At 43.4% G+C, this 13528-nt stretch carries 13 protein-coding genes; 5 read left to right on the forward strand and 8 right to left on the reverse strand.

Annotated features, from left to right (window positions below; translation table 11 throughout):
- Nucleotides 1–9: 9 nt before the first annotated feature.
- From nrdR to glnK, 3 genes are all read right to left on the reverse strand, one after another.
- Nucleotides 10–474 (reverse strand): transcriptional regulator NrdR, encoded by a 465-nt coding sequence (gene nrdR, locus QTA56_RS13845; protein ID WP_267981597.1) that lies wholly within the window; start codon nucleotides 472–474, stop codon nucleotides 10–12.
- A 167-nt stretch (nucleotides 475–641) separates the two neighbouring features.
- Nucleotides 642–2057 carry an ammonium transporter gene (locus tag QTA56_RS13850; RefSeq protein ID WP_267981598.1) on the reverse strand — a complete coding sequence of 472 codons (1416 nt, stop codon included), beginning with the start codon at nucleotides 2055–2057 and terminating at the stop codon, nucleotides 642–644.
- A gap of 68 nt (nucleotides 2058–2125) precedes the next feature.
- Complete coding sequence (gene glnK, locus QTA56_RS13855) at nucleotides 2126–2464, reverse strand: P-II family nitrogen regulator (protein WP_000780326.1); 339 nt, start codon at nucleotides 2462–2464, stop codon at nucleotides 2126–2128.
- Between the two features lie 275 nt (nucleotides 2465–2739).
- On the opposite strand from glnK, the gene QTA56_RS13860 reads away from it, so the two are divergent.
- Nucleotides 2740–2967: an accessory factor UbiK family protein gene (locus QTA56_RS13860; protein WP_004674247.1), complete on the forward strand. Its 228-nt coding sequence runs from the start codon at nucleotides 2740–2742 to the stop codon at nucleotides 2965–2967.
- A 69-nt stretch (nucleotides 2968–3036) separates the two neighbouring features.
- Nucleotides 3037–4524, forward strand: coding sequence for a YifB family Mg chelatase-like AAA ATPase (locus QTA56_RS13865; protein WP_267981599.1), 1488 nt, complete (start codon nucleotides 3037–3039; stop codon nucleotides 4522–4524).
- Between the two features lie 52 nt (nucleotides 4525–4576).
- Here QTA56_RS13865 and QTA56_RS13870 read toward each other — a convergent pair whose 3' ends face one another.
- Nucleotides 4577–5341, reverse strand: coding sequence for a TorF family putative porin (locus tag QTA56_RS13870; protein ID WP_267981600.1), 765 nt, complete (start codon nucleotides 5339–5341; stop codon nucleotides 4577–4579).
- A 453-nt stretch (nucleotides 5342–5794) separates the two neighbouring features.
- Nucleotides 5795–6562, reverse strand: a complete 768-nt coding sequence (locus QTA56_RS13875) for a TorF family putative porin (RefSeq protein WP_036602238.1) — start codon at nucleotides 6560–6562, stop codon at nucleotides 5795–5797.
- Nucleotides 6563–7296: 734 nt separating this feature from the next.
- Here QTA56_RS13875 and QTA56_RS13880 point away from each other — a divergent pair.
- Complete coding sequence (locus QTA56_RS13880; protein ID WP_267981601.1) at nucleotides 7297–8583, forward strand: OprD family outer membrane porin; 1287 nt, start codon at nucleotides 7297–7299, stop codon at nucleotides 8581–8583.
- 102 nt (nucleotides 8584–8685) lie between these two features.
- Here the strand turns inward: QTA56_RS13880 and ppa are convergent, their stop codons facing one another.
- Nucleotides 8686–9213, reverse strand: coding sequence for an inorganic diphosphatase (gene ppa / locus QTA56_RS13885; protein ID WP_005060879.1), 528 nt, complete (start codon nucleotides 9211–9213; stop codon nucleotides 8686–8688).
- A gap of 115 nt (nucleotides 9214–9328) precedes the next feature.
- Nucleotides 9329–9727 carry an MAPEG family protein gene (locus QTA56_RS13890; RefSeq protein ID WP_267981602.1) on the reverse strand — a complete coding sequence of 133 codons (399 nt, stop codon included), beginning with the start codon at nucleotides 9725–9727 and terminating at the stop codon, nucleotides 9329–9331.
- Nucleotides 9728–10441: 714 nt separating this feature from the next.
- On the opposite strand from QTA56_RS13890, the gene QTA56_RS13895 reads away from it, so the two are divergent.
- Together QTA56_RS13895 and QTA56_RS13900 are read left to right on the forward strand one after the other, a co-directional pair.
- Nucleotides 10442–11008 carry a TetR/AcrR family transcriptional regulator gene (locus QTA56_RS13895; protein WP_267981603.1) on the forward strand — a complete coding sequence of 189 codons (567 nt, stop codon included), beginning with the start codon at nucleotides 10442–10444 and terminating at the stop codon, nucleotides 11006–11008.
- A gap of 295 nt (nucleotides 11009–11303) precedes the next feature.
- Nucleotides 11304–11693 (forward strand): hypothetical protein, encoded by a 390-nt coding sequence (locus tag QTA56_RS13900; protein ID WP_267981604.1) that lies wholly within the window; start codon nucleotides 11304–11306, stop codon nucleotides 11691–11693.
- A gap of 37 nt (nucleotides 11694–11730) precedes the next feature.
- On the opposite strand, the gene QTA56_RS13905 is transcribed toward QTA56_RS13900, so the two are convergent.
- On the reverse strand, nucleotides 11731–13410 hold the full coding sequence (locus QTA56_RS13905; RefSeq protein ID WP_267981605.1) for a long-chain-fatty-acid--CoA ligase: 1680 nt from the start codon (nucleotides 13408–13410) through the stop codon (nucleotides 11731–11733).
- Nucleotides 13411–13528: the final 118 nt, after the last annotated feature.

Below are 13528 nucleotides of genomic sequence, written 5' to 3' on the forward strand. Positions count from 1 at the left end.
TTATCTAACTCAGGTTTCATTTTCACGTTGCTGCATTTGCTCAATCTGACGGCGAAATGCCTCAACATCCTGAAAATCTTGGTAAACAGAGGCAAAACGGACATAGGCGACATGATCCAGCGCAAACAATGCCTGCATGACAATCTCACCAATGGTTCTCGACTTCACATCCCGCTCACCCAGACGACGGATCTGCGACTGAATATCACTGAGTACCGTTTCAATTTGTTCTTGGGTCACAGGACGCTTTTGCAGGGCATGCATCAATGAGCGGCGAAGTTTTGCCTCATCAAAAGGTTCACTTTTTCCATCCGATTTAATGACCCGCGGCATCACCACTTCATAACTCTCAAAGGTGGTAAAACGCTCACCGCAAACAACACACTCACGGCGACGGCGAATCTGACAGCCTTCAGCAGCCAGACGGGAGTCGATGACTTTACTATCGGCAGCGTTACAAAATGGACAATGCATAGTGGCGCAATTATTTATCACTTTGCTTAAGTGTAGCAAAGTTTCGGCAATTGCTGAACCTGGGCAAAAGCAGAGCACTGTTTTAATCACAGCGTAAAAGGAAGCTCAAGAACAAATACACAAAAAAACAGCCCTGATGGGCTGTTTTTGGATCACTGAATAATCAGTTATTCGATACGTTCGCCATGTTGGCTTAGGTCAAGACCCATACGTTCGTCATCAGCGCTCACACGGATACCAATCACCAGATCAATCACTTTAAGGATAATGAATGTCACCACTGCGCTATATGCGATGGTTGCCAACACACCTTCAACTTGAATCCACAATTGACCTGCAAATGTTGGAGCAAGAACCACACCAGCCGCCTTGATAATTTCATCGCTATAGAAGACTCCTGTTAATACGGCACCTACCATACCACCCACAGCATGTAGACCAAAGGCATCCAATGCATCATCTGCTTTAAGTAGGCGTTTCAGTGCAGTAATCCCCCAGAAGCAAACCACGCCACCGATCAGGCCCATCACCAACGCACCACCGACACCAACGAAACCAGCAGCAGGTGTAATCACAACCAAACCAGCAACCGCACCAGAAGCACCACCAAGAACTGAGGCTTTACCACGAACGACACGCTCAACCACCAACCAAGAGAATGCGGCAGCGGCAGCGGCGACTTGAGTGACCAGGATTGCCATACTTGCACGAGCACCAGCGCCCAATGCGCTACCACCGTTAAAGCCGAACCAGCCCACCCAGATCAGGCTTGCACCTACAACAGTTAAAGTCAGGTTATGCGGCGCCATTGACTCACGGCCCAAGCCTGTACGTTTACCCAGCATATATGCAGCAACCAGACCAGCAACACCTGAGTTGATGTGAACCACTGTACCACCAGCAAAGTCCAGTGCGCCTGCCTTGAATAACCAGCCATCCGCTGCCCAAACCCAGTGTGTGATTGGTGCATAAACCAGGATCACCCAAACTGCGATAAATGCCATGAATGCTGAATATTTCATACGGTCTGCAATTGAGCCGCTAATAATCGCAACAGTAATAATGGCAAAGGTCATTTGGAAAATAACAAACAGGCTTTCAGGAATGGTTCCACTCAAGGCATCGAATGCAACACCATTCAGCAAGGCTTTCGACAAGTCGCCAAAGTATGCGCCAGTACCAGAGAACGCAAGTGAGTAACCTGCAATCACCCAGATCAAGCTAACCAGAATTGCCGCAGAAAGGCTGAACATCATGGTGCTCAGTACGTTTTTCTTACGTACCATGCCACCGTAGAATAAAGCCAGACCTGGAATGGTCATCAACAGAACCAACGCTGTTGAAACCAGAATCCACGCCGTGTCACCTGTATCCACTGTCGGTGCAGCTTCAGCGGCAGGAGCTGCCTCTTCAGTTGCAGGCGCCTCAGCCACTACAGTTTCTGGTGTTGCAACCGCGGTGTCAGTTGCCGCCATAGTTTGTTCAGCAGCGACTGGTGTAGATGCGGCGTCTTCTGCCCAAACTACAGCAGAGCCACCTAAGAGTGCGCCAGATAGACTGAGCGCCATAAGCATTTTTTTCATTCGTGTCCCCCAACCTTATTTTGTGAGCTATCTGTCTTAATTTCTAACTCAGCAAACTTTATGCCAATTTAGACAGCGTCTGGCCCAGTCTCACCAGTACGAATACGGATGACTTGTTCTAGATTGGTGACAAAGATTTTTCCGTCACCGATTTTTCCTGTGCTTGCGACACGGGTAATTGATTCGATCACCGCATCAACCATTTCATCGCTAATCGCAATTTCAATCTTTACTTTTGGTAGGAAATCAACCACATACTCTGCACCACGGTACAGTTCTGTGTGACCTTTTTGACGCCCGAAACCTTTGACTTCAGTTACGGTAATCCCTTGAACACCAATATCAGAGAGTGCTTCACGCACGTCATCCAATTTGAATGGTTTTACAATTGCAGTTACAAGCTTCATGTTTGTTTTCCTTCGGCTTATTTTCACCAGTAAGGTTTTATGTTCAATTTTCATGCCAATATTTAAAGGTTGGGGGTTTTAAAATACTGGACACAAGCTTTCTTTATAACCTATTTAGCCTTGAAGATGTAGATACCCAATCGAAAATAAGTTTCAACTGCGACTATTTAGCTAGATTTATCAGTCACTCATCCAGCCATGATGCACAAGGCTATGGGAATGCAGTGAGCAGTGATACACTGGGCAACAAATACCCATAACCGATTGAGCACTTTATGATTGAGACACTTTTACAAGCCATTTTGCAGCAAGTTGACCAGCCGAAAAAAGATTTAGAAAAAAATTTACGCGCCCTCCTGAATGAAAGCATCGAAAAACTGGACCTGGTTTCAAAACAGGAGCTGGATCGTCAGCGAACAGCACTGAATTTGGCCAACCAGCGCCTGAGTGAGTTGCAACAGCAAATGAAAACACTTGAAGAAATGGTGCAGAACAAAAAATAAGCACCAACTCAGTGCAACCAATACTGAACAATGACTAAAAATAAAGCACCATGATGGAACAATAACAAAATGTCTTTTGCCAAAATTTATACGAGAGGCTTACTGGGGCTACATGCCCCTCAGATCGAAGTGGAAGTCCATATCAGCTCAGGCCTACCCTCCCTAACCATTGTGGGGTTACCTGAAGCCGCAGTCCGTGAAAGCAAGGACCGTGTGCGCTCTGCGATTATCAACAGTGGTTTTCTTTTTCCAACCAAGCGCTTAACCATTAATCTGGCACCCGCAGACCTGCCCAAGGATGGTTCCCGTTTAGACTTGCCGATTGCACTGGGTATTCTGATCGCCTCTGGACAGTTACCCGAAAACTGTACCGATGGTTTTGAATTTATTGGTGAACTTGCACTCGATGGGCATTTACGCCCTGTTTCAGGGACATTGACCATTGCCATGGCTTGCCAGCAGGCACAACATCGCTTGTTACTGCCAACTGCCAATCTCGATGAAGCCAGCCAACTACCTGAATTTGAAGTGTATGCAGCCAATCATTTACAGGAAGTGTGTGCACATTTTCTGGGCAGTTCGCCACTAAAAGCTGCACCACAAAAATCAACTGCGGCATCCTCACGCTATCCATTTGACCTTGCCGATGTCAAAGGACAGTTACGCCCCCGCCGTGCGCTGGAAATTGCCGCGGCAGGTGGACACTCGTTATTATTTAAGGGGCCACCAGGCACAGGTAAAACCTTGCTCGCCTCGCGTTTACCCTCTATTTTGCCGCCATTAAATGCGCAGGAAAATTTAGAGGTTGCCAGCATCTACTCAGTTGCAAATGCTCAGCACACTTTCGGGCAGAGGCCATTCCGCGCACCGCACCATACTGCTTCAGCGATAGCATTGGTTGGGGGTGGCTCACAACCCAAACCAGGTGAAATTACCCTGGCCCATTTAGGTGTGTTATTTTTGGATGAATTGCCTGAGTTTGACCGAAAAGTCCTTGAGGTTTTACGCCAGCCACTTGAATCCAAAGAAATTGTCATTTCTCGCGCCGCAAGGCAAATGACCTTTCCAGCAAATTTCCAGTTTATTGCCGCGATGAATCCCTGTCCCTGTGGCTATGCCTTTAATCTGGACAGTCGCTGCCAATGTTCACCTGAAAGTATCCAGCGCTACCAAAACCGTATTTCGGGTCCATTGCTGGATCGTATTGACCTGCATATTGATGTGCCCCCTTTGCAGGCACAGGAATTACAGGAACGGACACCGAGTGAAAACTCTGAAACGGTGCGTCAGCGGGTGATGAAGGCCTATCAGCAGCAAATTCAGCGACAGCAATGTTTAAATCAGGCACTTTCACCCACTTTGCTGGAACAATATGCCTGTCTGGATGACAGCTCAAGCAAAATTATTGAAATGGCCCAACAGCGCCTAAACCTTTCAGCCCGTGCCTACCATCGGGTGTTACGGGTGGCACGAACCATTGCGGATTTGGCAGAAAGTGAAATCATTTCAAGTTCGCACTTAACTGAAGCACTGTCTTATCGGGGTAATTCAGCCTAAAATCAGGCCATAAAAAAAGCGACCTTAGAGGTCGCTTTGATTTTTATTGTTATTAGAAAGCATAAGCCAGTCCCAACACAACCTTGTTCTTTTGTTTGGTGTCAGTACGGTCATAGCCACCCAGGATGTAATCCAGACTCCAGTTTGCACCTGTTTCACCTAAAGCATGAGACAAACCAAGCGTTGCATGACGGAAAGCAAAGGTGTTTTCTGTTTTTGCAGTGAACTCATCATCATCCCCATAATAATAAGCACCAATCTGCGCCTTACCTGTAAAACCAGCAGGCAATGCAGGTGCATAAGTCGCAAGGAAATAAGTGTCGCCCTTATTACCGAAAGTAACGTTGTTGAGTAGCGTTTGAGCCGTTACGGTGAGTTCTTTATAGCTTAGACCCAGGAAAGTTTCATATCCTGTTGATTCCCAGCCAGGATAGTAATAATAAATTGTTCCACCAACCTGATAGCCTAGATCATCTGTGATTTTGCCTTTATAACCTGCATAAAAATCACTTTCAAAAGAATCCCTTGAGTTTGTATCGCTACAGCCATCTGGGTTTAGGCAGGCATATGAATAATCCAGGGTTGAAAACCAATAACCTAGATAGAAGCCATTGTAGCCATAGTCCAGTCCACCCTGTACAGCTGGACCACTATTTTCAGGTGCATTGGTAATGCCACGTAAATTATAGCTGGATACAGCACTAATATTACCTGTGACTTCACCTGGGAATGGAAGCTTACTATCCTCAGCCAAAGCGAAAGTTGACGTTACAGCCATAACACTTAAAGCAACAGCCTTGCATGCAAATTTCATCATATTGATCTCCCCCATATTATAGATGTTCAACTGATTCATGTTTTGAATTGCATCACTGTGTAATTAGCAAATGCTGTGCCAGTTTTTATGGAATGCAGGACCTTTAGAAAAAATTTTGTAAAATAATATATTTTCATATTAAATAACAATTAGATATAAAAATTAATTATGATTACCCCTCCTGATAAATTTTAACATTTACTCAGGATTTACCGATATGGTGCAGTAATAGTGTGCGGTCATGGAGAATGTTGGCGCATGAAAACGGCACTTTTTTTTAGCGTTCCTGTGCGCCCTAAAAGTGCAGGGATGCTTTTCCCTATACTGAATGGATCACTCACATCAGGCGAATTTCGGATATAAAAAACAGCCAGCATATGTGCTGGCTGTTTTCTTCGCTAGAGGATCTGGCAAACCTTTATAAATGAAAGTTCAATACACCCCCCAACTATATTAAAACGCCTTGGTTAAGGTAAACACCGCACCCGTTTCTGTACCGCGTTTGTATGGTTGGGCATTGGCATCAATATTGGTGCCAATCGCAGCAAGTTCAGCAGTCAAGCCAGAAACAGACTTCACGTTATAGGTTAGGCCCACTTTCCAGTCAACATAGGTGTCATCTTCACTGCCGCTGTCGCTAAAGTCGTAGTTATCCACCTTGGTATAGCCAACACTTGCCACACCACCAAAGCCAGCGGCAAATGGCACATTATAGGTTGCATTTACATACCAGCCATTCTCGTCCAGACCAGCAAAGTCATTGGTATAGTTGACTGCTCCCAGCAAGCTGTCACCAGAGGTCAATACATCCTTGAATCCAAGTTTCGCGTAAAGCTCAAGCCAGTTGATATCTGATGCGCTTGGGTAACCGTAATACCATAGGCCAACATCCAAAGTTGGTTTGCCTGCAAATGGCAGTTCAGTTGCATAGCCAACATATGGGTCTAGCTCAAGATGTGGATCAGCACCACCAAAATTTACATTGGAACCCCAGACACCCGCATAAAGGCCTGATTCATGCGTTAATGCAAAGCCAACTTGCACCGCAGGGTCATTTTGAGTTTGGGTCACACCACGATAACGGTAATCTGAAGTTAAGGCAGCGGTTCCTGCAAAGCTTACACCTGCCTGAGACAGCGCATTCGATTCTTCAGCCATTGCCAAAGTTGAAGCCATCGCCATAACACTTAACGCCACTGCTTTATATGCAAGTTTCATCATTTGATCTCCCCATGATGGATATTTGACTGATTTATGTTTTAAATTGCATCAAAATGTATCTTGCAAAGGCTATGCCAACTCAATAAAAGCCAATAAAATCGCATATTTGTATCATTAAAGGGCTAAAACGCATTTTCACCCTCATTATTTATAAGCTTGATGCAGGATTTTGGCTGAAATTTGAACCATTTAAAGGCACATAAATAAAACCAGACTATTTTTTGCACAAAAACAATGCTTTTTTAACCCATGAAAACCGTTGGAATGATTGAAATTCATATTGCAGCCCCTCTTCACATAGAATGTTCAATAAAAGTGCAGAAAAAGTGGAACAATGCGCCAGATGGAATCTACTGAGGTGTAATTCAGCACCAATACCGTTCGTCGGGATGGTATTTTTCGCCAGTCAAGCGGGCTATTTTTAACCAAGTAGTAAATAAATAATTAAATTAAAAGAAAAAATACATCAAATAATCACATATTTTAATAAAGATAAATCCAAAAACAATCCATCAAAACCAACATCAAAAATAAATATTAATTCAAATATAATCAAATAATTAAATCAAACAAATGGCGATTTTAAATGGGAAACAAATCACAATATCCTATAAGTATTTTATTTAAAATTAATTAAATTATTTTAATAAAAATCTATCTTTTTTACGCACAACTTATACAATTGGTCAAATTTTCAGTTTCTCTCCCCAAATTTGTTATTTATGAGGCTTAGCATGCCAAAGGCACAGAAACTTATATTGGCGGTTTTGATTAATGCCGCATTGATCTCCTCAACATATGCAAGTGAACAAAGTGAGGCAAAAGGGTTTGTGCAAGATACCCAGGCTTCTCTTTTATTACGTAACGGTTATATTTCCCGTGACAAAAAAAATGGTGCTCCAGACACCAGTTCATGGGTACAGTCAGCAATGCTGAATGTTGAATCAGGCTTTACCCCAGGCATCGTGGGTTTTGGTGTCGGTGCGGTAGGCGATTTCTCTTTTAAAATTGGTGACAATGAACATTCTGGCAACAGCATGGTGCCAAGAAAGAATGACAATTCACCTTATGACCAGTGGACCCGTGGTGGCGGTAGTGTGAAAGCGCGTTTCTCAAACACCACTGTACGCTACGGTACACAGGTTCTCGACCTGCCTGTATTGGCAAGCATGACCACTCGTATGGTGCCTGAATACTTTGAGGGTACCTTGATCACCAGCCGTGAAATTAACGGACTGGAATTGACTGCGGGTAAATTTACCAAGAACCAGCTTCCAGACCAGATCGCCACTGACCAGAACGAATTGGACCGTGCAGTGGTTTGGGGTGCCAAATACAAGGTGAATGATCAGCTCAATACGGCATACTATGGTTTGGACAGTAAAGATACGCTTGAGCGTCATTATGCCAATGTGAACTACAAGCAATCCCTTGCTGACAAAAGCTCACTGACGTATGACCTGAGTGGCTACCACACCAAGTTTGACAAGAATGCCAACACTTACTCTGCGACTGGCCCAGCCAGCGAAGATAAGAAAAACAATATCTGGGCGTTCTCAACCACCTATAACACAGGCCCACACACTGTGATGCTGGCTTACCAGCAAAATACGGGTAATGTCGGTTATGACTATGGTCAAAATGCTGACGGTGGACAAAGTATTTACCTGCCGAACTCTTACCTGTCTGATTTTATTGGTAACCGCGAGAAATCGGCTCAGCTTCAATACACCTTTGATTTCTCCGCGCTTGACCTTGCAGGTTTAAGCTGGACATCTGCCTATGTCTATGGCTGGAACATCCATGCGACAGACAACAAGAACAACCTTGTTGATGACAATGCAAAGGAACGTGAGTTCTTCAATCAGGTTTCTTACAAGATTCAAAGTGGTTTCGCAAAAGACACCAGCTTGAAAGTACGTTATTCACACTACCGTGCCAGCGATGCCTATGACAAGGCATACATCGGTGACACCAATGAATGGCGCCTGTTCCTTGATATTCCAGTGAAACTGTTCTAATTCAATTTAGATCAACTCATAAAAAAACCGCCATTCAATTGAATGGCGGTTTTTTTATGAGCCTGATTTTAGGATGATAAAATCAGGCTTTATCTTTTAAAATTATTTTTTAGCAGCTTCGATTGCTTTCAACACTTCTTCTTTCGCAACAGCGGCATTTTCCCAACCACTGATTTTCACCCATTTTCCAGGCTCTAAATCTTTATAGTGTGCAAAGAAATGCTCAACCTGACTGATCAACAGCGGAGGAAGATCGGTATATTCCTGAACATCTTTATACAGTGGAGATAACTTCTCGTGTGGAACAGCGATCAGTTTCGCATCGATACCACCGTCATCTTCCATGTTTAGTTTGCCCACTGGACGGCAACGAATCACAGAACCAGCAGCAACAGGATGTGGAGTTACAACAAGCACGTCTAATGGGTCACCATCTTCAGACAATGTATTTGGCACATAACCGTAGTTTGCTGGGTAGAACATTGCTGTACCCATGAAACGGTCTACAAACAACGCATCAGAATCTTTGTCGATTTCATATTTGATTGGCGCTGCGTTTGCAGGAATTTCAATGATGACATAGATGTCGTTTGGTGCGTCTTTACCCGCAGGAATATTGCTATAACTCATATCAACACTCGTTTATATTGTGAAGTCAGATGAAAATCCGACAGATTATAACGTGAATACAAGGAAAATGATGCTAGATATGCTGAGCGCTGGTGAATTTTCTGCCCAACGCAGCTTAGGTCATTTTAATGGTAATCACAAAAAGGAAGATGGGACAAAGTATTGAAAAAAACCAGATGATTGAACGCAAGGTCGCCAGATTGGCCAAATAACATATTCCGTAAATCACCCGAAATACGATATATGCCCAGCCCAGGGTAAGAATGAATTTCTCTGGCACCACCATATATTCGGCCATCAGGATTGCGGCAATAAACAGGGGCAGGCTTTCAAAACTGTTTTGCTGCACCGCATTGGCTCTGGCCGCCAGACCCGTGGTCTTGGCTAAAAACTCACGCGGATTCTGGTTATCCTTTGCCTGAAAACCACCTTTTGATTTTGCAATCAGGGTAAAAACATACGGCAACAAACATGCGACGATAATAATCAATATAATGCCGCTAATACCTTGCATGCTCACATCCATCATTTGAAGTTCTTTTGGTCATGCTATCATAACTCATAATCTATTGAATTTTCATTTGTGCTTGTTCACCAAGTGTTTCTTTTATATAGTCTGAAAACGTCATCTGCAAGTGTTTATGCTCCTTTGCGGTAGAACGAGATTGGGACACTTTCGGGTGTGCTGGAGTCTAAACCAGTCTGCTAACCCTCTTTCGTTCTGCCACCCTATTTAATCATCTGAGTTCGATATAAAATCCTTGATGAAATATAATACTCGGACACTTCATCCGCAACGGTTTGGGGCAAGACTTCAAGTGTCTATAGCCGTGCCTCCTTTGCGGTAGAACGGATGAGGGACGCGTTCACGCGTGCTGGTTCTGTATGCCCAGTCGGTCAACCCTCTTTCGTTCTGCCACCATAATCAGGCAATGGTTTGGTAGAACTTCTATTTTACAGGGGTTTACTATGCGCACCATTTCTGTTTTTTCATCGGCAATCATTGCCAAAGCCTTTATTCCCATACATTCCAGCAAACCTTTCATGCTGTTTGATCGTCTATAGGTTTTACAAACTTTAGATCAGACCAACTAAAAAATCATATCAACAATAAAGCATGTGAGATGGCTAAGGCACAGTCTTGTCTATTTTCTACGTTCCTGAAAAGACACTGATGTTTTGATCTCATGGATATACAACAAAAAAACTTATGTTCGGTGGTGTGCTTATGCCAAATTTGCAAATCTCCTCACGAGCCTTGTCAGTGCTTGATTACTCAAGAAATCTTTTTAACTTGTATGGATTTCAGGAGGTGGGTGTGGATCGGATTATTAGGGAAACCAATGTGGCGAAGGCAACGTTTTATCGTTATTTTCAGTCCAAAGAAAAACTTATAGAACTGTGCCTTGTTTTTCAAAAAGAAACTCTGGAAGAAAAAATCAGCAATATTAAAACGGCTTATCGTCATTCAAATGTGGTTGACCAATTGAGGAAAATTTATCTGCTCCATGTTGATTTAAATGGCCCGTATCATTTGTTGTTTAAGGCTATTTTTGAGCTTGAGAAGCTATATCCCAACGCCTATAAAATTGTTATTGAATATAGAACATGGCTACTGGAGCAAATCTGGTCTTTACTGTTAAAAATCAAAACTAGCGCCACAATGGAGGATGCAGCGATATTTTTATTCATTATTGATGGGTCTATTATTGATGGGTCTATTGTTGAACTTTTAAGAATGAATTGGGGCGAGAGGCAAGATAGCCTGCTGGATTATTTCCTGTTGATGATCTGATTCTGGTGCATAAAAAAATGCAATGCCGCTTTGCCTGTACAAAAATATTTAATCTTGTATATTCCCCCGTGTAGTGGTGAGTGATCACTACACACAAATTGTAGAGTTTGTAACTCAGAAAGAATTACAATTTGCCCTATTCCTCAAACGAGCCTGAACCTTAGCAAAGCACGTTGATGCTGTATTGATAAGATAAGATGATGGTGAATGGGATAAATCAAGTGTAGCTGAACGCAAGGTTAGTTATTTTCTTTGTGTAGAAGTGGTGTTTTTCATACTGTTTTAAGGTCAAGTTATGCAACCTCAAGATCAAAAAGAAATGTTTGATGTTCTGGCCCAACAACGACAGCATCAGCTTTTGGTTGATCGCGCGCTGAAAGTGGTCCTGCCTATTATGGCGTTTCTGCTAAGCGTGATTTGTGCCAACTTAAACTGGCAGTCTACCTTGGGAACTTTTGTGGTGCTGACCATTGCCTTTTATGCGGTGGGGATTCAGCGTTTCACTCTTTGGCACTGGCTACTGGTGATTGTGCTATATGTCTTTGCCGACAATTATTTTAGCTTTAATGGAATCGACCCGAGCCGTTTACGTTTTCAGCTTGCCACCATGCTGGTGTTTGTAGGGATTGTGGGAATTGGCCGTCCTTATATTGACCGTTGGTTAATGAAATCTAATCATAAATAAAAAAACGCCGCAATTGCGGCGTTTTTTACAGTACAGCTTAAGCTGGTTTACGTAAATCTTTACGCAGGATTTTACCAACGTTTGATTTAGGTAATTCATCCATAAACTCAACATAACGTGGGCACTTGTAGCCAGTTAGGTTTTGTTTTGCATAAGCAAGCACTTCTTCAGTGGTTAAAGATGGATCTTTCTTCACAATGAACAACTTCGGCACTTCGCCTGATTTTTCATCTGGAACACCAATTGCAGCCACTTCCAATACTTTCGGATGTTTTGCAATTACTTCTTCAATTTCACTTGGGTAAACGTTGAAGCCAGATACCAGGATCATGTCTTTCTTACGGTCTACAATCTTGAAGTAACCGCGTGTGTCCATGACACCGACATCGCCAGTACGGAAGAAGCCATCTTTCGTCATGACTTTTTCAGTTTCATCAGGACGGTTCCAGTAGCCTTTCATGACTTGAGGACCACGAATCGAGATTTCACCCTGTTCGCCCTGAGGAACTTCATTACCATCATCATCAAGCAATACAACTTCGGTCAACGGCAATGGAATACCAATTGTGCCACTGAACTCTGTGGTTGCTGGTGGGTTTGCTGTTGCAACTGGTGAAGTTTCAGACAAGCCATAACCTTCAATGATGATGGTGCCCGTCACTTTTTTCCACGCTTCAGCAGTCGATGGCAATACAGCCATACCACCACCCATCGCCATCTTCAATTTGCTATGGTCGAGCTGCTTGAACTCTTCGTTATTCACCAAGGCATTGAACAATGTGTTCACTGCTGGGAAGAATGAAGGCTGGTATTTACGCAATTCGCCCACAACCGCTGGAAGATCACGCGGGTTAGGAATCAGGATATTGGCCTGACCTTTATACATCCCATACATGGCACACACCATGAATGCAAAGATGTGGTAAAGCGGCAATGCACACACAATACGGTCTTCTTTGGTGCCATCACCTTCACCAAACTTGCTTGAGAAGATGGCTTCACATTGTAATAAGTTTGATACAAGGTTACGGTGAGTCAACTCAGCGCCTTTTGAAACACCTGTTGTACCACCCGTATATTGGAGTACAGCCGTGTCGCTTAAAGTCAGGCTTGGACGCTTGTAGTTGCTTGGGCTTACCTTGTTCAACGCAGTGTTGAACTTCACATGGCCAGGGATGCTCCATGCTGGAATTTGCTTACGAACCTTGCGTAAAACAAAGTTTACGATGGTGCCTTTAAGCGTACCCAACATATCCCCCACAGAGGCAACAATCACATGCTTCACAGGTGTTTTGCCAATGATGCTTTGATATACGCTGGCAAAGTTTTCAATGATCACCAGTGCTTCAGCACCTGAGTCATTTAACTGATGCTCAAGCTCACGCGCTGTATAGAGCGGGTTCACGTTCACAAGTACCAGACCTGCACGGAACACACCCAATGCCACCACTGGATACTGGAATACGTTCGGCATCATCACCGCAACACGCGATCCTTTTGCCAAACCAAGGCTTTGTAGGTAGGTTGCGAATTTACGGCTAGCGACTTCTAATTCATTATACGTTAAAACTTTATCCATAAAGATAAAGGCATCACGTGAACCAAATTTTTGGAAATTGCGTTCAAAAATATCAACAAGTGAGGTGTTTTCAGCAGGCAGTGCAACTGTTTCTGGAATTCCTGTCTTTTGGTATTCAGCAAACCAAATCTTTTCCATAATGCCATTATCTCCGAGTGGTAATCCTTAAAAATGTAACAACGTTACTTTCCATGACAAAACATTTTTTTTAACTTTTTGAATTGCCCTGTCAACCTATTCAAACAATATGAATACA

Source organism: Acinetobacter thutiue, from assembly GCF_030385805.1.
In the GTDB taxonomy this organism is placed as follows: Bacteria; Pseudomonadota; Gammaproteobacteria; order Pseudomonadales; family Moraxellaceae; genus Acinetobacter; species Acinetobacter corruptisaponis.

Excerpts from the sequence above, each read along its gene's own strand:
- nrdR (WP_267981597.1), bottom strand. The coding sequence starts at position 474 with ATGCATTGTCCATTTTGTAACGCTGCCGATAGTAAAGTCATCGACTCC.
- QTA56_RS13850 (WP_267981598.1), bottom strand. The coding sequence starts at position 2,057 with ATGAAAAAAATGCTTATGGCGCTCAGTCTATCTGGCGCACTCTTAGGT.
- glnK (WP_000780326.1), bottom strand. The coding sequence starts at position 2,464 with ATGAAGCTTGTAACTGCAATTGTAAAACCATTCAAATTGGATGACGTG.
- QTA56_RS13860 (WP_004674247.1), top strand. The coding sequence starts at position 2,740 with ATGATTGAGACACTTTTACAAGCCATTTTGCAGCAAGTTGACCAGCCG.
- QTA56_RS13865 (WP_267981599.1), top strand. The coding sequence starts at position 3,037 with ATGTCTTTTGCCAAAATTTATACGAGAGGCTTACTGGGGCTACATGCC.
- QTA56_RS13870 (WP_267981600.1), bottom strand. The coding sequence starts at position 5,341 with ATGATGAAATTTGCATGCAAGGCTGTTGCTTTAAGTGTTATGGCTGTA.
- QTA56_RS13875 (WP_036602238.1), bottom strand. The coding sequence starts at position 6,562 with ATGATGAAACTTGCATATAAAGCAGTGGCGTTAAGTGTTATGGCGATG.
- QTA56_RS13880 (WP_267981601.1), top strand. The coding sequence starts at position 7,297 with ATGCCAAAGGCACAGAAACTTATATTGGCGGTTTTGATTAATGCCGCA.
- ppa (WP_005060879.1), bottom strand. The coding sequence starts at position 9,213 with ATGAGTTATAGCAATATTCCTGCGGGTAAAGACGCACCAAACGACATC.
- QTA56_RS13890 (WP_267981602.1), bottom strand. The coding sequence starts at position 9,727 with ATGCAAGGTATTAGCGGCATTATATTGATTATTATCGTCGCATGTTTG.
- QTA56_RS13895 (WP_267981603.1), top strand. The coding sequence starts at position 10,442 with ATGCCAAATTTGCAAATCTCCTCACGAGCCTTGTCAGTGCTTGATTAC.
- QTA56_RS13900 (WP_267981604.1), top strand. The coding sequence starts at position 11,304 with ATGCAACCTCAAGATCAAAAAGAAATGTTTGATGTTCTGGCCCAACAA.
- QTA56_RS13905 (WP_267981605.1), bottom strand. The coding sequence starts at position 13,410 with ATGGAAAAGATTTGGTTTGCTGAATACCAAAAGACAGGAATTCCAGAA.